This window comes from Nitrospirillum iridis, assembly GCF_014205765.1.
Taxonomy (GTDB): Bacteria; Pseudomonadota; Alphaproteobacteria; order Azospirillales; family Azospirillaceae; genus Nitrospirillum; species Nitrospirillum iridis.
In genome coordinates this window covers 152,123-170,984 of record NZ_JACIIZ010000009.1, presented here as the reverse complement: position 1 = coordinate 170,984, position 18,862 = coordinate 152,123, and the positions used below count along the sequence as shown (strand labels likewise).

Below are 18,862 nucleotides of genomic sequence, written 5' to 3'. Positions count from 1 at the left end.
TCAGCGTGCCGGTGGCGTAGCTGATGTCGTAGTTGGCGGCGGTGAGGCCGCCCGGGGTCAGGGTGTAGCTGCCGGCGTTGGTTCCGGCCCCACCGACCGTCAGGGTGCCACCCAGGACGGTGGTCGTTTCGCCGTTGACGAACCCGCTGTAGCTGGCGCCGAGGCTGGGTGTCTGGCCATAGGTGACGGTGGCGGAGTTGGCGGTGACGGTGAGGGCGGCCTTGTCCACCGTCAGCGTGCCCGCGGTATAGCTGATGGCGGAGCCGTCTGTCGCCACCGCACCGCTCGCGGTGATGGTGTAGCTGCCGGCATTCGCGGCGCTGCCCGCCCCTGTCGAGGCCAGGGTGGGGGCGGTGCTGAGGCTGGTGTTGCCCAGATAGGCGTTGGTGACGCCGGTGGCCCCGCCGGACAGGGTGTAAGTCAGGATGCCGCTGGCGTCCTGGCCGTAGGTCTTGGTCAGGTTGTCGGCTGTGACGACCAGCGTCGGTTGTTCGGCGAAAACGTAGCGGTTGCCGCTGGCCGTCACCGTGCCGGTGGCCAGGGTGCGGTTCCATAGGGCGGTATTGCCGCTGTTCAGGGAGCCGAACGTGTCGCCGGCGGACGTGGCGGAATAGATCAGCCAGCGGCCGCTGCTCGCCACCACGGCGTTGGAACCGGCCGCGTTGACGAAGGCGCCGGTGGTGGACAGGGTGACGGCGTCGCCGGTGGCTTGGCTGGTCACGGCGTCGGCCAGGGTCAAGGTCCCGCCTGCGGTGATGGCGACGCTGCCGGTCGCCGAGATGCCGCTGAGGCCGCCGGCGGTGCCGATGGTCAGGGCGCCGCTGTTGGTGAAGGCCAGCGCCCCGCCGGCGCTGGCCGCCAGGGTGCCCACGCTATTGGCCTCCGTCAGGGTGATGGCGCCACCCGCGTCCAGGCGCAGGTTGGATACGGTGATGGTGGCGCCGGTGGCCTGGCTGATGCTTCCTGTCGCCTCCAGCAGCAGGGTGCTGACATGGGCTGGGGCGATGGCGCCGCTGATGACGATGCTGCCGGCCACCGGCGGGTCCACCACCAGGGTGCTGGCGGTGACCCGGTTCAGCTCGGCCGCCGACAGCTCCAGCGTACTGGCGGTGCCGTCGCTGGCGCTGCCCAGGTCGACGTTCCAGCCGCTGGTGACGGGGACCAGGGTGAGGGTGCCCGTGGCCGTCACGCTGCCGGCCAGGTTGATGCGATCGGCCGTCAGGGTGACGCCGGTGCCGGATATCCCCTGGGACACGGTCAGCAGGCTGCCCGCGCCGGTGGTCAGGGCGATGGTCGTGCCGCTGACCCCGCTGACCCCGCCCGCCGTGCCGATGGTCAAGGCGCCGCTGTTGGTGACCGTGACCCCGCCGCTGGTGGCCTGGGCGGCCAGGGTCCCGATGGTGTTCGCCTGGTCCAGGGTGATGGCGCCGCCGGCGACCATGCCGAGGGTGGCGATGGTCAGCGTGCCGCCGCTGGCCTGGCCGATGGTGCTGAGCGAGGTGAGTTTCAGGGTGTCGGCATGCGCGGGCGCGATGGCGGCGCTGATGGTGATGGCGTTGCCGACGATGGCCAAGGTGCCGGCGGTGATCTGGCTCAGCTCAGCCGCCGACAGTTCCAGGGTGCTGGCGGCGGCGTTGCCGGTGCTGCCCAGATCGACGTTCCAGCCGCTGCTGGTGGCGGTGGTCAGGGTGACCGTGCCGCCGCCGGTGGCGGTGACGGTATTGCCCAGGGCCACGCGGTCGGCCGTCAGGCCGACGCCGGTGCCCGAGATCGCTTGCGACACGGTCAGCAGGCTGCCCGTGCCGGCGGTCAGGGCGATGGTCGTGCCGCTGACCCCGCTGACCCCGCCCACCGTGCCAACGGTCAAGGCGCCGGTGGCCGTGACCGTGACGGCGCCGGTGGCGCTGGCGGCCAGGGTGGTGACGACGTTGGCCTGGTCCAGGGTGATGGCGCCGCCGGCGCTGATGCCCAGACTGCCCACCGTCAGGGTGCTGCCGCTGGTCTGGCCGATGGCCCCCGTGCTGGTCAGGGTCAGGTTGGTGACGTGGGTGGGGGCGATGGCGCCGCTGACGGTGATGCCGCCGCCAGAAATGGCCAGGCTGCTGGCATCAATCCGGTTGAGTTCGGCCGACGACAGCTCCAGCGTCGTTGCCGCGACGTCGGTGGCGGACCCCAGATTGACGGACCAGCCGCTGGTGACGGTGTTCACCTGCGCCGCGCCCGTGGCGGTGACGGTGCCGCCCAGGTTCATTCGGTCGGCCGTCAGGGTGACGGTGGTGGCTGAAACGGCCTGGGAGATGACCAACGTGCCGCCGGCCCCGGTGACCAGGCTGACGCTGGTGCCGGTGGCGCCGGCCAAGCTGTTCACGGTACCGAGGGTGAGATCACCCGTGGTGGTGAACTGCACGGCGCCACTGCCGCCCCGCGCGGCCAGGGTGGCGACGGTGTTGGCCTGGTTCAGCAGGACGCCGCTGCCGGCGTTGGCGGCCAGGCCGCTGATGCTCAGGGCGCTGCCGCTGGTCTGGCTGATGGTACCGGTGCCCGTCAGGGCCAGGCTGGTGACATGCGCCGGGGTCAGGGCGCTGGTCAGCGTGATGTTCCCGCCGGAGATGGCCAGGGTGGCGGCGGTGATCCGGTCCAACTCCGCCGCCGACAGTTCCAGGGTGCTGGCGGTGGCGTTGCCGGTACCGCCCAGGTCCACGGCCCAGCCGCTGCTGCTGGTCGTGGCCAGCGTGACGGTGGTGCCCCCCGTGGCGGAGACGGTGCTGGCCAGGTCCATACGGTCGGCGGTCAGGGTGACGCCGCCGCCGCTGACGGCCTGCGACACGGTCAGCAGGCCGTTGACGCCGGTCGTCAGCTGCACCTGGGTGGTGCCGCTGACGCCGCTGAGGCCATCCGCGGTGCCAATGGTGAGGTCGCCGACGGCCTTGAACGAGACGCCGCCGGAGGTGGTGGCGGCGGCCAGGGTGCCGACGCTGTTGGCGGCGGTGGCCAAGTCGATGGTGCCGGCGGCCCGGACGGCCAGATTGGTCGCGGTGATGGTCGCGGCGCTATTCTGGCTGATGGCGCCGCCGGTGGTCAGGACCAGGGTGGTGACCGTTGGCGCGATGGCGCCGGCGATGGTGAAGCCGGCGGTCTCGCTGATGTCGTTGCGGCCGATGACCAGGGTGCCGGCGGTGATGCCGTTGATGCCCGCGGCGCTCAGGTTGTCGGCGCCGGTGACGCTGCCCCCCACGGCCAGCGCCCGGTCGGCGGACTGCTGGCGCAGGGTCACCGTGCCGGTGGTGGTGATGGTGGGCGCGGCACCGCTGGACAAGGCGAAGTCGTCGCTGGTCAGCGTGATGGCGCCTGTCTGCGTGCCGCCGCCGATGCTGGCGGCGGTGCTGGTGCCGTCACCCAGCACCAGGCCGGCGCCGGTGGTGCCGCTGCCCGTCAGGACGATGGCGCCGCTGGTGGTGCCAAGCGTTTCGCCGTAAAGCCGCAGGCCGGTGCCGCCCGTGCCCGTGCCGGTCAGGGTGATGCCGCCGGTGGTGGCGGTGACGCTGCCGCCGTTGACCAGCAGGCCGGTATTGCCACCGGGCCCCGCCGCCGCCGTGCCGGTCAGGATGATGGCCCCGGCTGCCGTCTGCAGCGTGCTGCCCACCAGTTGAATGCCGGCATGCGCGCCGGCGGCGGTGCTGGTCGTGGCGCTGCCGGTCAGCGTCAGGGTGCCGGTGACGGTGGTGGTGAGGCTGCTGTTGGTCAGCACGATGCCGGAGGAGGTGCCGGTGACGTTGGCCTGCCCGTCGCCCTTCAGGATGGCGTTGCCCCCCTCCAGGCTGATGGTGCTGTTGGTGATGCCGATGGCGGCATCGTCGGTCGCGCTCGCGCCTGTGCTGTGGGCGTTGCCCGCGGTCGTGGGATCGCTGACGACGCTGCCGCCCACCAGGGCCAGGGTGCCACCCTTGGTCAGGATGTTGGTGCGGCTGAGCGTGATGCCGCCGGCGCCGCTGCTGTCGGTGTCGGCGTACAGTGACAAGGCCAGGCCGGCGGTGGCCGTGCCGGTGATGGTGATGGCGCTGGATGTGCCCTGCAGGGTGAGGTTGTTGGCGGCGGCCAGCGTCAGGGTGCTGGTGCCGCTGCCGCTGCCGACCGTCAGGCTGGTGTCGGTCAGGGCCAGGTCGCCGCCAGCCGTCAGGGTCAGGGTGCCCCCAGCCGCCAGGGTCGCGCTGTTGCTGGGTGTCGCCACCGTCAGGTTGGTGCCGGCCGTCAGGCTGTTGCTGGCCGTTCCGCTGAGGGTCAGGCCGCTATAGCTGGTGCCGCCGGCGGACACCGTGTCCACGGTGACGGCGCCGGTTGTGACGGCGGTGAAGCTGGCGCCGTTGGCGGTGAAGTGGCTGAAACTGTTGCCGGCGTTGGTCAGGGTGTAGCTGCCGCCCTCCAACGCCAGGCCGCCGGCGCTGATCGCCTGGGTCTGGGTGACACTGGTGGTGGCGCCGATGAAGCCCAGGCCGCCCGTCACCGTGACGCCGTTGGTGGACCCCACCGTGCCCACCGCCATGGCGGTATTGGAGCCGATCAGCACGGTGCCGGTGTCGGCCGCCAGGGTGCCGATGCTGTTGATGCCGTTACCGCTGGACAGGCTGCCCAGTTGCCAGATGCCGCCGGCGCCCGTCAGCAGCAGGCTGGGCGTGGTGATGGCGGCCGACTGCGTGCTGGTGCCGGTGCTGTTCAGCGTCAGGGTGCCCGTGCCGCTCAACACCAAGGCATCGTCGATGGTGATCGCGCGGCTGCCGGCCTCGATATCCAGGCTGGCGTTGGCGGACAGCGTGATGGTGCTGCCCGACACGGTATAGAGCAGGCTGGAATCGATGCCGGACGGCCGGGCGCTGGCCAACGCGCTGGTGCTGACGACCGGGCCGTCGCTGGTCATCTGCACCGCGTTGCCCAGCACGGTCAGGCCGGTGGTGGTACCGCCGCTGGTGGTCAGGTGGACGGCGTTGCCCAGCGTCGTGTTACTCAGCACCGGGTTCAGGTAGGCCACGAGGGTACCGCCGGTGATGGGGCTGCCATCGGCCAGGATGTAGTAATAACCGTTGGCACCGGCGAAGCCACTGCCCAGGCTGGTGCCGTTGGTCAGCGCGCTGACCCGGTTGGCGACGGCGAAGCCGCTGCCGGCGGCATCGCTGTAGGCGGTGCCGGTCACGATCTGGACGCCGCCCGAATGTTCCCAGGTGAAATAAGGCAGGGTGGTGCCGTCGATCATGCCCCAGACCGGGGTGGTGTAGTCCCAGCCGGCACCGGTCAAGGTGGACCGCGTCTGCAATTGGGCGGTGGTCTTGCCCGTGATGCCGGTGGCGGTGCCGCTGCCCACGCCGGCGGACAGGCCGGAGGTTTCGGTGTCATAGAAGCTGTTGCTGGCGCTGCCGGCGTTGCTGCCGATCAGACCACCCAGCGTGGTGGTGCCGGTGGTGACCACCGCGCCGATGCTGTAGGTGTTGGCCACGGTGCCGCTGTTGCTGCCCACCAAACCGCCCACGGCCGAGCCGCTGGCATTCACCGTGCCCAGCAGGGCCGTCTGCGCGTAGGCGTCCTGGACCGTTCCGCTGTTGCTGCCGACCAGACCGCCAACGGCCTGTCCGCTACCGCCGGCCGTCGTGCGGATGCCGCCCAGGGAATAGCTGTCCTGGATCGTTCCGCCGTTGCTGCCCGCCAGGCCCCCCACGTTGGTGCCGCTGGTGGTGATCAGGATATCCGACTTGGTCTGCAGCAGCAGGCCGCCGTTGCTACCCACCATCCCACCGACGGTGCTGTTGCCGGTGATGCTGCCGGTCACCGTGACCTTGGTGATATTGCCCCCGCTCGTGGCCCCCGCCAAGCCGCCGACATTGGTGTCGCCGGTGACGGAGACGTTGCTGAGCGTCAAATCATGGACATAGCCGGAGAGTTGGGTGAACAAACCGACATCGCTGGTGCCGGACCGGTTGATGGTCAGGCCGGTGATGGTATGGCCGGCGCCATTGAACGTGGTGGCGAAACTGCCACCGAAGTTGTCGATGGGGGAGAAGCCGCCACTGGTCCAGACCTCTCCGGTGGCGGACAGGGCGCTGCCCAGGTTGATGTCGTTCGCCAGGGTGTAGTTGAGCGTGGGGTTCAGGCTCATCAGCTGCAGTTGATGGGCCGAGCGTAAGGTGGTGGATGCCTCCGCCTGCAACAAGGGCCGCGTGCTGCCGTCCACCATGTACCAGGTGTTGGTGAAATCCCAGCCGGCGCCGGTGAAGGTGGCCTGGGTGAAGCCCTGGGTGCCGGTGAGGCCGGTGAAGCCGCTCACCGTCAGGCCGCTGCCGCCGCTGGCGGCGCCGTAGCTCCGCCCCGTGGTGGTGATGTCCCAGAACGAATTGCTGGCGGTGAACGCCACGCTGGAGATGCCCACCAGGCCGCTGGTGTAGACGCTGCCGCTGGTGCTGCTGACGGCGCCGCTGGCGTAGCTGTTGTTGATGCTGGCGCCCGCCACCTGGATGATGCCGACCAGGCCGCCCGTCTCCTGAAAGCCGGTGACGGCGCCGGTGGCGTAGGTGTTGGTCAGGCTGGTGCCATACAGGTTTCCCACCAGCCCACCGACCACGCTGCCCCCGCCGGTGACGGCGCCACTGGCGCTGGAGGTGGTGATGGCGCCGCTGGCAAGGCCCACCAGGCCACCGACATCGGTCCAGCCGCTGACGGAGCCGGAGGCCCAGGATCGGTCGATGGTGCCGGTGCTTTGCCCAGCCAGGCCGCCCACGTACAAGCCGTGGCTGCTGGTGCCCGAACTGCTGACCGTGGCGGTGGACCAGCTGTCCGCGATGGCGCCATTGGTGAAGCCCACCACGCCGCCGACACTGTCGGCGGTGGCGCTGACCGTGCCCGACATGCCGGCGAAGCTGATGGGGCCGGTGGCGCTGCCCACGACGCCGCCCACCTGGCTGGCGCCGCTGACCGTGCCGGAAACGGTGATGTTGCTGATGGTGGTGCCGGTGGCGGAGCCCACCAGGGCACCCACGTTGTTGCCGCCGGAGACGGAGACGTTGGTGAGCGCCAGGTTGGCCAGTCTGGCCGAGGCGGTGGTGGAGGCGAACAGGCCCCTATTGGCGGCGCTGCCGGTGATGGTCAGGCCGCTGATGGTGTGATCCTGGCCCGACAGCTCGCCGGAGAAGTTGGCGATGGGCACGAACCCGCCGCTCCATATGTCAGCGGCGTCCGTGAGGGGGGAGGCCAAGCTGATGTCATTGGCGATGGTGTAGCGGGCGGTGGGGTCCAGGGCCACCAATTGCAGTTCATGGGCGTCGCGGATGGTTGTGCTGGCCTCCGCACGTAGGATCGGGCGGGACAGGCCGGCGGGCAGATACCAGGTGTTGCTGAAATCCCAGCCACTGAAGTTGGATTGAACCGCCATCTCGGCGGTGGTGCGGCCGGTGATGCCGGTGGCGCTGCCGCTTCCGACGCCGCTGGATAGGCCGGTGGTCTGCTTATCCCAATAGGAATTGTTGACGGTGGCGTTGACGTTGTAGCCGATCAGGCCGCCAACCGTCGTGCCCGGCGCGCTGACGGCGCCGCTGGCGTAGCTGTTGCTGATGGTGCCGGTGGAGCTCTGGCCCACCAGGCCGCCGATATGATCGCCGCCGCCGCTGCCGCCGGTTTCTGTGACGGTGGCGGTGGAATAGCTGTTGGAGATGTTGGTGGATATCCCCGCCAGGCCACCCGCCAGTGCCTGGCCACTGACCCCGTTGCCACCGGTGACGGTGATGGTGCCGCCGGCGTAGGACGTGTTGATGGCCGTGGCGCTCAGGTCGGCGGTAACGCCCAGAACGCCGCCGGCATAACCCTGCCCGCCATTGACGAAGCTGAGATTGACGTCGGCCATCGAGGTGGAACCGGTGATGGTTCCGCCGTTGTACTGTATCCCCACGATGCCGCCGACGCCGTAGCCGCCACCGCCACGGAAAGTCAATGTGCCGGAGACATAGGCGTTCGTGATCTGGCCGCCACCGTTGGCGCCCACCAGGGCGCCGACATGGCTGTCGGCGTTGGTGACGGTGATGGCCACGTTGGTCAGGGCGATGTTGTTGAGGGTACCGGTGTTGCCGCCGAACAGGCCGATATAGGTGTTGCTCCCGCCACCGTAGGTGATGGTCAGCCCATCGATGGCATACCCCTGGCCGTTATAGGTGCCGCTGAACGGCGTCGAGGGGGTGCCCAGGGGGATGAAGCCAGCGGGCACGCTGCCGCTGGTGGACTTCCAGATGCCGCTGGCGGTCGGGGCCGGCATGCGGATGTCGTTGCTCTGGGTATAGCTGGCCGTCAGGTCGTGGGCGACCAACTGCAGCTGGTGGGCGTTGCTGACGGTTAGTGAATATTCCCACAGGCCCAGAGGCCGGGTGCCGCCGTCGCTCAGCCACCAATCGGTGGTGAAGTTGAAGGCACCGTAGGCGCTGGCCTTGTAGGCATAGGTGCTGGCGGCCGACTGCGCCGGGTCGCTGGTGACGGCGGTGGCGCTGCTGGTGCTGGCGCCCACGGTGGCGCCCACGGCGGAGAAGCCGGCGGCGGTGTAGCTGTCCCAATAGCTGGTGGCGATGCTGCCGGCGCTGACGCTGTCGCCGTTGCTGCCCACCAGGGCGCCCACGCTGGTGGCGCTGCCGCTGCTGCGGGTAATACCGCCGCTGGCCCAGCTGAGGGTGATGGGGTTGGCGTTGATGCCCACCAGACCGCCCAGGTTGGTGACGCCGGTGACGGACCCGGTGGCATAGGTCTTGGTGATGCTGCCGCCCTCGGCGATGCCGATCAGGCCGCCGACAGCATCGTTGCCGGTGACATTGCCGGTGGCGTAGGCGTTGGTGATAGTGGCACCCTGGCCAAAACCGATGAAGCCGTCCGTTCCCACCAGGCCGCCGACCCGGCTCGCGTCGGGGGCATAAACGGTGCCCAGGGCATAGACGTTGGTCAGCGAGCCGGAGCGCTGCCAACCGACCAGGCCGCCCACGCCGCTGCCGCTGTAGCCTTTGGGGACGGTGATGGTGACGTCGGTCCAGCTGTTGCTGATCGACTGCTGGTCGTCCAGGCCGACCAGGCCGCCGATGAAGTCGCCATAGCCGGTGATGGCGCCGGTGACATGGACGTTGGTGAGGGACCCGCCGCTGTTGGCGCGCCCAACCAGGCCGCCCACACGGTTGAATCCGGCGATGTTCACATCCACGAGCCCCAGATTGCGGATCTTGGGGCCGTTGCTTGTGGGTGTGTCGCCGAACAGGCCCACCGCGACGGTGGTGGGCCGGTTGATGGTCAGGCCGGTGATGGTGTGGCCCAGGCCGTCCAGGGTACCGGAGAAGCTGTCGATGGGGACGAAACCCGCGCCGCTGTTCCAGGCGGCGGTGCCGCTCGCGTCGATATCCCGGCCCAGGGCATAGGTTTCGGTCAGGTTGGTCGACAGGTTCTGCAGGTTGGTGGCGGTGTTCACCAGCATGTAGGTCGTCAGGGCGCCCGACCCCAAGGCGACATTGCCGGCATAGCTGGTGGGGGAGGCATAGCTGGCGGGGTTGTAGTAGAGGTTCACCGACCCGCTGCTGCCGACCATGTTGACACCACCGCTGGTGAACGTGACGGTGCCGCTGCCCGTCCCGGTGTTGTCGGCCCGCAGGGTGACGTCGCCAGACCCGGCGGTGTGGCTCAGTGTGCCGCCGTTGAAGATGATGCTGTGATAGGCCGACAGCGTCAGGCTGTGGCTGGCCGACCAGGTCACGTTGTTGGCGACGGTGATGTCGCCCGTCTGGCTGCCGATGGAGCCGGTCGTGATGGTGACGTCTGCCGTGGCCAGGACGTTCTGCAGCGTGGTCGTGTTGATGACGGAGCTGTTACCCGTGGGGGTGAAGGTGCCGCCGGATTGGCTGCTGTTGGAATTGCTGCCGGTGGAGATTGTGACGTTCTCCGGATCCAGCAGCAATTGGCCGACGCTGCCCAGCGGGGCGGTCAGGTCTACCGCGCCGGTGAAGTCCAGAAGCCTGTGGCTGGACACTTCGGCGAAGCCGCCGTTGCCGGCCCGGGGCCCGCCCTTGGCGCTGAGGGTGCCGGCGAACCCTGTCTGCTGATCCGACCAGACGATGACGCTGCCACCGTTGCCGGTGGCGCCCGCGTCGGCCTTCAGGGTTGCGCCCGCGCCGATGGTTGTCTGGGCGGCGGTGGCCACGGCCTGCTTCACCAGCTTGGTGGCCGCGTCGCCCCCGCCCTGGCGGTCGCCACCCAGCAGGATGGTACCGCCGGCGCCGGTGGTGCCGCTGGCGTCGACCACGGCACCGGCCTGCACCGCCACCGATTTGCCGGTGGCGATGACGGTGCCGCCCGAACCGTCGGCATTGGTGGCGGACACCGCGCCGGTGATGCTGACGGCGCCGCCGGCGTCGGTGGCGGTCTCGGTGGCGCCGCTGGCCGACAGCCAGACATGGCCATCCTTCAGGGTGGTGCCGGTGGCGCGGATGGCCCCGCCGCCATTGCCGGCCAGCGCATAGACGTTGCCGCCGGCGGCCTTCAGCTCCGCCTGCGCCGCCTCGATGGCGCCGGTATTGGTGACGTCCCCACTTCCCACCTCGACATAAACGCGCTCTCCCGCGTCGCCGTCCTTCAGCAGCACCTGCTGGCCGGCGGCCAGGCCCACGGTGCCGTTGGGGGCGGTGATCGTGCCCTCGTTCGTCACGCTGCGGGCGATCAGGAAAACGTCGCCGCCGGTGGCGGAGATCTTGCCCAGGTTTTTAACCTCGGCATCGCTGTCGCCCTTGAACAGCAAGGTGCCGCCCGCCATGAAGGCGTCGTTGGCGATGTCCAGTGTGCTGGCGGTGAAGCTGCCGCCCGTCACCACCACGCCCGTGGAGCCCACCACCACGCCGGCCGGGTTGATGACATACAGGGTGCCGGTGGCCTTCAACGTGCCCAGGATGGTCGACAGGTTGCCGCCGGTGACACGGTTAAGGGTGGCGCCAGCGCCATTGTTGAAACTGACGGTGCCGCCTTGGCCGATGGAGAAGGTTTTCCAGTCGATGATGGCACGGCGGCTGGTCTGATCGATCGTCAAGCCGTTGGCCGCGCCGCTGATGCTGCCCGTACCCGCCTGAAAGGCGCCGCCGGTGGGGAGCGCTGGGCCGTTGCCGGCCCAGGCCGCGCCGGGCAGGGCGACGGCCAGCAGGGTCAGGGCGGTGCCGGCCAGCAGGGTCGCGCGGGTGCCGCCGTGGCGAACGGCGCCGGCAGGGGGTACGCCAGGGGGTACGCAAAGATTTTGATGGCCAGCCCATGCGTCTCCGGCACGCATCGCCCGCGTGCGCACTACCATCCCCAAAGCCATGCTGGCCGCCCCCAAAGAAACCAATGCCCAAGCGGAGACGCATGGTTATGCTGAAAGGGCCCCAGGCCACCCCCGGCGGCTCTGCCTGGCCGTCGGCGGATGCGATGTTGGTCCGTTCCAGCCGTCCTCTATGCGCCATCAAACGGCCCGCCCGCTGGGTTGGGGGCCGAATGGTGCGGCACAATAGCGCAACTGTAGCGCGCATATTTATCAAAAATTGTGTAAGTGTACGGCAGTTATGCTCCGGTTGGTCGACTATTGCGAAAGAAGCGGCAACAATACACCCTTAAGTGATACGCGCCCCAACTCGCGCAGGGGGGCCTTTCGATCAGGCGGAGGGGCGGTGACGCCAATCCTGAAGGATCATCCGTCCCGCGCGCTCGGCGATCATCATGGTGGGTGCGGCGGTATTGCCGGACGTGATGCGGGGCATGACCGAGGCATCCGCCACCCGCAGCCCCTCGACGCCAATCACCCGCAGCCGGTCGTCGGTCACGGCCAGCGGATCGTCCGTCGTTCCCATGCGGGCGGTGCCCACGGGATGGAAGATGGTGGTGCCGACATCGCCGGCGGCGTGCGCAATCTCCTGGTCGCTTTGCAGGTGGATGCCGGGCTTGTATTCCTCCGGCTTGAAGGCGGCGAGGGCGGGGGCCTGGGCGACGCGGCGGGCCAGGCGCAGGCTGTCCACCGCCACCCGCCGGTCCTCCTCCGTCGCCAGATAGTTGGGCTGGATGAGGGGGGCGTCGGCGGGGTCGGGGCTGCGGGCATGGATGGCACCCCGGCTCGTGGGGCGCAGGTTGCAGACGCTGGCGGTGAAGGCGCCGAAGGGGTGCAGGGCGTCGCCGAACGTGTCCAGCGACAGGGGTTGGATGTGGAATTGCAGGTTGGGTGTCGCGTATTCCGGCCCGCTGCGGGTGAAGGCGCCCAGCTGCGACGGCGCCATGGTCAGCGGCCCCCGTCGGCGCAACGCGTAGTCCAGCCCCATCCACGCGCGGCGGGGCAGGGACTGGTAGAGGCCATTCATGGTGGGCACGCCCGTGACCTTGAAGATGGGGCGCAGTTGCAGGTGATCCTGCAAATTCTCCCCCACGCCCGGCCGGTCGGCCACCACCTCCACGCCCAGGTCGCGCAGCCGCGCGCCGGCGCCGATGCCGGACCGTTCCAGCAGGGCCGGCGTCGCCACGGCACCGGTGGCCACCACCACCTCCCGCCGCGCCGTCAGGGTGCGGGTGCCGCCCGGCATGCGCAGGCGCACGCCGGTGGCGCGCCGGTTCTCGATGACCAGGCGTTCGGCCAGGGCGCCGGTGATGACACTGAGGTTGGGGCGGTGGCGGACCGGGTCCAGGAAGGCGCGGGCCGCACTCCATCGCCGGCCGCCCTTCTGGTTCACCTGGAAATAACCGCAGCCCTCATTGTCGCCCCGGTTGAAATCGTCGGTGCGGGGGATGCCGCATTGCTCGGCGGCGGCGATGAAGGCATCCAGCAGGGCCCAGCGAATGCGGGGATGGTCGACATGCCATTCTCCACCCGCCCCGTGGAACAGGCTACCGCCCGCCACGTGGTCCTCCTGCGCCAGGAAGATGGGCAGCACATCCTCCCAGCCCCAGCCCGCCAGCCCCATCTGGCGCCAGCCATCATAGTCGGCGGCCTGGCCGCGCATGTAGATCATGGCGTTGATGGCGGAGCATCCGCCCAACACCTTGCCCCGGGGATAGGCCAGGCTGCGGCCGTTCAGACCCGGCACGGCCTCGGTCTTGAACATCCAGTCGGCGCGGGGATTGCCGATGGCGAACAGATAGCCCACCGGGATGTGGAACCAGATCCAGTCGTCCTTGCCGCCAGCCTCCACCAAAGCCACGCGCACGGCGGGATCGGCGGAGAGACGGTTGGCCAGCACGCACCCGGCCGATCCGGCGCCAACGACGATATAGTCGAAGATGTCGGCTTCGGTGGCGGTCATGAGGCGTCCTCCCAGGCGGCTGTTTTGCCGCCAGTGTCGCGCCCCGGGACGTGGCCTGGCAAGCGCCGGTGCTCGCCAGGCGCCTCACATCATGGCTTCAGGGTTTGGGCCTTCAGCGTCACCGTCCGCTTCTCGCCCAGGCTCAGGGCGTCGCTGCCCAGGGCCACGGTGTAGCTGCCGGCCGCAACCTTCCAGGCGTGGGCCTGGGTGTCGAAATCGGCCAGCAGGCGGGGGTCGACGCTGACGCTGACGGTCTTCTTCTCGCCCGGCTTCAGGTCGACGCGGCCAAAGCCCAGCAGGCGGGTGCGGTTCCCCTGGGGGCCGGACACCAGATAGACCTGTCCCACATCCTGGCCGGCGCGCGTGCCGGTGTTGGTGACGGTGAAGCTGATATTCATCGCCTCCCCCGCCTTGGACCCGGCCGCCGCCTTCAGCCCGCCTTGGGCGAAGGTGGTGTAGCTGAGGCCGTAGCCGAAGGGGAACAGGGGGGTGTGGCCCTTGGCCGCGTACCAGCGGTAGCCGACATCCGACCCCTCCGGATAATGGGCGTCGAATAGTTCCGTCCGGTCACGGTTGTACAGGCCCGCCAGCACCGGGCTGGGCAGCTGGCTCTCCTCCTTGGGGAAGGTGATGGGCAGATGGCCGGACGGGTTGACGTCGCCGAACAGGATGTTGGCGATGGCTTGGCCGCCCCGGGTGCCGGGGTACCACGCCTCCACCACGCCGGCCACAGTGTCCAGCCAGGGCATGGCGACGGGACCGCCGGTTTCCAGCACGACGATGGTGTTGGGGTTGGCGGCGGCCACGGCGGCGATGACGGCGTCCTGGCCCTGGGGCAGGGTCAGGTCCGGCACGTCCTGGCCTTCGATGTTCCATTGGGTGGCGAAGACGATGGCGATGTCCGCCTCCTTGGCGGCGGCCACGGACTCGCTGACGTAGCGGCCATCGGCGAAAATGACGTTGTCCTTCCCAACCTTGGCCTCGATGGCGGCCAGGGGCGCATCGGGCTGGTAGATGGCGTCGGAGATGTGGGCCAACTCGCCCGTGCCGCCGATGTGCAGGAAGGCGCCGTTCTTGTAGTCATGGTTGGGCCCGTCCGGCGCCATGACCTGGGATGATCCGCCGCCCGACAGCACGCCGGCGTCGGCCAGGCCGCCGATGACGGCGATGCGCTTGCCTTTGGGGGCTCCCCCTTGGGTGGATAACGGCAGGACGCCACCCTTGTTCTTCAGCAGCACGATGCCCTGCTCGGCCACCGTGCGCGTGATGTCGGCATGCGCCTTGAAATCGATGGGGCCGGTGGGGGCCTTCACGTCGAACACGCCGGCGGCGAACAGGGAGCGCAGGATGCGCCGCACCATGTCCGACACCCGCGCCGTCGGCACCTGACCGGACTCCACCGCCGCCTTCAGCGGCTTGTCGAAGAAGACGTCCTTGTCGATCTGCTCGCCCGACTGCTGGTCCAGGCCGTTCAGGGCGGCGCTCAAGGCCGGGGTGGCGCCCCAGTCGGACATGACCCAGCCGGGATAGGCCCAGTCGCCCTTCAGCACCTTATTGAGCAGGAAGTCATTGTCGCAGGCCCAGGGGCCGTTGACCCGGTTGTAGGAACACATGACGGAGCCGGGCTTGCCCGCCTCGATGGCGAACTGGAAGGCCAGCAGGTCGCTTTCGCGCAAAGGGGCTTCGGCGATCACCGCGTTCACGGCGCGGCGGCTGCTCTCCTGGCTGTTGATGGCGAAGTGCTTCACTGTCGCCACGATGTGCTGGTCCTGGGTGCCGCGGATGGCCTGGCCTGCCAGCGTGCCGGCCAGCAGCGGATCCTCGCCCAGATATTCGAAATTGCGGCCGTTGCGGGCCTCACGCGTCAGGTTGACGCCGCCGCCCAGCAGGACGTTGAAGCCCTTCCGCGTGGCCTCGTCACCCACCATGGCGCCGCCCTGGTAGGCCAACTCCGGGCTCCACGTCGCTGCGATGGCCAAACCGGCGGGCAGGCCGGTGGCGCCGTCGGGGCGCAGGCGGTGGGGGGTCGCCACGCCCAGGCTGGCGTCCGTCTCCCGCAACGCCGGGATGCCCAGGCGCGGCACGCCGGGGATGTAGCCGGCGGACCAGACCACGCCGTCCGGCAGTCCCTCGATCTTGAAGGGCAGGGCCATGATGCCGTGCAGCATGCCGATGCGCTCATCCAGCGTCAGCTGGCTTTCCAGCAGACGGGCGCGTTCATCGGGCGACAGCTTGGTGTCCATCCACGGGCCGGGCACCGTGGGGGTGGGCGGCACGGTGGCGGCCGTGGCCCGCGCCGACATCTCGGCCTCCAGCGGGATCTGGGCCTGGGCGGATGGGGCCAAGGCACCACCGATGAGCAGCGCGCAGAGGGCGGCGCCGGTGGTCAAGACGCGTGAGCGGGGCCCGAACGGCAGGCGGGGCATGGACGCGATACTCCCTGTTTTATTGCCGCCGGACGGGCCCGGCGGAGCATATGACAGCCTTGTCATATGGCGGGCACTCTAGGGTTTGGCCGGATTGGGTGCAACCCTGTTTATGGGGATCACGGCGGCGGGCGCGTGATGATGCCCTGGATGCGGGACGCGGTATGGTCGGTTTACCTGGGGTGGGTTACCCGCTACTCTGGTTGTCTTGTCGCCATAAGACGCAATCTGGGGTGTTTTTCATGGCTGAAATCAAGACCACCGCCGGTACGGTCGTCCACGTCGACGCCGGCGGCATCAGCGTTCTTACCCTGGGGACGGGTGGCACTGTCCTGGGCGGACTGGGTGAGCAGGTGACGACGGCGGAAGCGCCGGAAGCCCTACTGGCCCGGCTGTCACTGACCAAGGGGTTCGCCCGGCTGACCCGGCCGGATGGATCGGCCCTGTGGGTCAAGGGGGCGGCCGTCAGCCTGGTGCGGGAGCCGTTGGCCACCGAGGTGCCGCCGGATGGCACCGTGAAGGCCGTCGTCCTGGCCGGCGGCCATTATGCGGTGTCGGAGGATGTGCGCACCGCCATGGCCTGGATCAACGCAAACGGCGGGGCGCTTTAGGCACCTACTCGGCGGCGTCGGCGAAGCGGCCGCGATAGGCGGCCGGGCTGGTGCGCAGGCGGGCGCGGAAATGGTGGCGCAGGCTGTCGGCGCTGCCGAATCCGCACTCGGCCGCCACCTGCTCCAGCGGCAGGGACGTGGCTTCCAGCAGGGTGCGGGCGCGGCTCAGCCGCTCCGTCAGGATCCAGTCCTTCGGGCTGGTGCCGGCCGCTTCGCGGAAGCGGCGGACCAGGGTGCGCTCGCTCATGCGCGCCTGGGCGGCCAGCCGGGCCAGAGGCAACTCCTGGTCCAGGTTGCGGCGCATCCAGTCGAACAGGGCCGACAGGGGGGCGGCCTCTTCCGCCAGCGGCGCCTCGACGAACTGGGCCTGGCCGCCGTCGCGGTGGGGCGGGATGACCAGGCGGCGGGCCACCTGGTTGGCGATACGGGCGCCGTGGTCGCGACGCACGATGTGCAGGCATAGATCCAGGCCGGCGGCGCTGCCGGCGGAGGTGAGGACAGCCCCCTCGTCCACGTACAGCACGTCGGGTTCCACCCGGATGTCGGGGAAGCGCTCCGCCAGGGTCCGGGCATAGCGCCAATGGGTGGTGGCGCGCTTGCCCGCCAGCACGCCGGCCGCCGCCAGGACGAAGACGCCGGAACAGATGGACACCAGCCGGGCGCCGTTCGCGTGCGCCCGTTGCAGCGCGTCCAGCAGGTCCGCCGGCACCGGCGTGTCCATGCCGCGCCAGCCGGGGATGACGATGGTGCCGGCCGCCGCCAAATCCTCCAGCCCGCCCTCGGCCAGCACCTGGATGCCGCCGACGGCGCGCAGGGGGCCGGGGTCGGCGGCGCAGACGCGGAACTGGTACCAGTTGGCCATCTCTGGCCGGGGCAAGCCGAACACCTCCACCGCCACCCCGAACTCGAAGGTGCACAGCCCGTCATAGGCCAGGACGGCCACGATGCGGTTGCGCAAGGGCGGCGGGGTGGGTGGGGTGGGGCGGCGCAGGGTCATGCATGGGATGAAACACCGCCGGCCGCCGGCCGCCAAGGGGCGAGCGCCTCCTTGGCCGGAAATGCCCGGCTATTGGCGGGTGTGCCACGCTGTCAGGCGTGTCGTCCTCCTATTCCGACAGCGCATGGCCGCAGTGGGCGCAGAATTTGGGCGTGATCAGGCTGCGGGGCTGGACGGCGATGCCACATTTGCCGCAGACACGTGAGGTGGCCAGGACCACGGCGGCTATGCCGGCCATCAACAGCAAGCCAGGCCAGCCTTTGGCTAAACCCACGTTCAGCAGCAACGCGGCGCCCATCAGGATGACGGGGACCGCGCAGTAAAAGGGCAGGATGGCGCGCCGGACAGCGGGCTCCCCCGGCACATGAAACAGCACGAAGCCAAAGCCAAAGGCGAACAAGGCCCCCAGGATCAGCAACAGCAGGGCCAAGCTGGACAGGGGATGGGCGTGAACCATATGAACCTCCCAACGGGAGGACCAGCCGATGATCGGAAGGTCACCCGCGATGAGGGTATTTTAAGCCCGCTCATCCACCCGAAGACGCGGGGTGGTGCCCGTGCAGCCCTGCAAACAACGCGGGCGTCAGCCGTGGTCCGCGCTTGACTGCATCACCGCCAGCTCATTGCCCGAGGGGTCGGTGAACTGGAAACGGCGACCGCCGGGGAAGCTGAAGATGGGGCGGACGACGGTGCCGCCGGCCCGGGTGACGGCAGCCAGTGCCGTTTCAAGATCGTCCACCTGGATGACCGTCAGGGGCGCCTTGGTCGCCTCCGCCGCATCGGCCTGCAGGCCGATGTCGACGTCGCCCGTCATGGTGCAGGCGTAGGTGGGGCCGAAGGCGGTCAGCGACCAGCCGAAGGCCTGTTCGTAAAAGCTCCGCGCAGCGGCGATGTCGCGCGTGGGCAGTTCGATGTAGTTGGGGCGGGCCATGTCGGGTGTCCTTCCGCGATGTCGGCGATGGCGGCAGGATAGCGCGCCCTGGTGACAGTCGCTGTCAGTAGGTTTTGTTGGCCGGAATTACCCGCATATTGGCGGGCCCGCCACTGGCGGGAAAATCGGGCGCGGGCGACAAAGGGCCATCGCCCCGCCTGACAGGAGATCTCTCCATGACGTCTGTCCCCTTCACTGCCACCCGCTCCGTCGTTGCCAAGACCCCGGCGGCTGCGTCCCACGCGGCCGCCGCGCATTTCGAGGCCAAGCTGGCGTTCGAGACCGACTGCGCCGACGTCTGGTACGCCACCACCCAGGAAGCCAAGGACTTCGTGCTGGTGGACGTGCGCTCCCCGGCGATGTTCGCCGCCGGTCATGTGCCGGGCGCCATCAACATCCCCACCCGCCAATTGAGCGAGGTGCGGCTGGCGGAGTATCCGGCCGACACGCTGTTCGTCGTCTATTGCGCTGGCCCGCACTGCAACGGTTCCACCAAGGCGGCGCTGAAGCTGGCGCGCCTGGGCCGCCCGGTGAAGGAGATGATCGGCGGCCTGACCGGCTGGATCGACGAAGGGCTGGGCCTGGCCCGGGGCTGA

8 protein-coding genes are annotated in these 18,862 nt (G+C 69.4%); 2 read left to right on the top strand and 6 right to left on the bottom strand.

Annotated features, from left to right (window positions below):
* The 3 genes from FHS74_RS16880 to FHS74_RS16870 all read right to left on the bottom strand — a co-directional run.
* Positions 1-11,341 (bottom strand): ZmpA/ZmpB/ZmpC family metallo-endopeptidase-related protein (locus tag FHS74_RS16880; protein WP_184802637.1); only part of this gene is annotated, 11,341 nt, incomplete at its 3' end.
* Positions 11,342-11,669: 328 nt separating this feature from the next.
* The gene (locus FHS74_RS16875; RefSeq protein ID WP_184802635.1) at positions 11,670-13,301 is read right to left on the bottom strand and encodes a GMC family oxidoreductase; all 1,632 of its coding nucleotides are present in this window, start codon (positions 13,299-13,301) and stop codon (positions 11,670-11,672) included.
* Positions 13,302-13,390: 89 nt separating this feature from the next.
* Positions 13,391-15,727, bottom strand: a complete 2,337-nt coding sequence (locus tag FHS74_RS16870) for a beta-glucosidase family protein (protein WP_246463191.1) — start codon at positions 15,725-15,727, stop codon at positions 13,391-13,393.
* Positions 15,728-15,969: 242 nt separating this feature from the next.
* Between FHS74_RS16870 and FHS74_RS16865 the strand changes: the two genes are divergently transcribed.
* A complete protein-coding gene (locus tag FHS74_RS16865) occupies positions 15,970-16,338 on the top strand; it encodes a hypothetical protein (RefSeq protein ID WP_184802634.1) in 369 nt (122 codons plus the stop codon).
* Between the two features lie 4 nt (positions 16,339-16,342).
* On the opposite strand, the gene ftrA is transcribed toward FHS74_RS16865, so the two are convergent.
* The 3 genes from ftrA to FHS74_RS16850 form a co-directional block, all read right to left on the bottom strand.
* Positions 16,343-17,335 carry a transcriptional regulator FtrA gene (ftrA, locus tag FHS74_RS16860; RefSeq protein WP_184802632.1) on the bottom strand — a complete coding sequence of 331 codons (993 nt, stop codon included), beginning with the start codon at positions 17,333-17,335 and terminating at the stop codon, positions 16,343-16,345.
* A 109-nt stretch (positions 17,336-17,444) separates the two neighbouring features.
* Positions 17,445-17,792: a hypothetical protein gene (locus FHS74_RS16855; RefSeq protein WP_184802630.1), complete on the bottom strand. Its 348-nt coding sequence runs from the start codon at positions 17,790-17,792 to the stop codon at positions 17,445-17,447.
* A 126-nt stretch (positions 17,793-17,918) separates the two neighbouring features.
* The gene (locus FHS74_RS16850) at positions 17,919-18,266 is read right to left on the bottom strand and encodes a VOC family protein (RefSeq protein ID WP_184802628.1); all 348 of its coding nucleotides are present in this window, start codon (positions 18,264-18,266) and stop codon (positions 17,919-17,921) included.
* A gap of 176 nt (positions 18,267-18,442) precedes the next feature.
* On the opposite strand from FHS74_RS16850, the gene FHS74_RS16845 reads away from it, so the two are divergent.
* Complete coding sequence (locus tag FHS74_RS16845; RefSeq protein ID WP_184802626.1) at positions 18,443-18,862, top strand: rhodanese-like domain-containing protein; 420 nt, start codon at positions 18,443-18,445, stop codon at positions 18,860-18,862.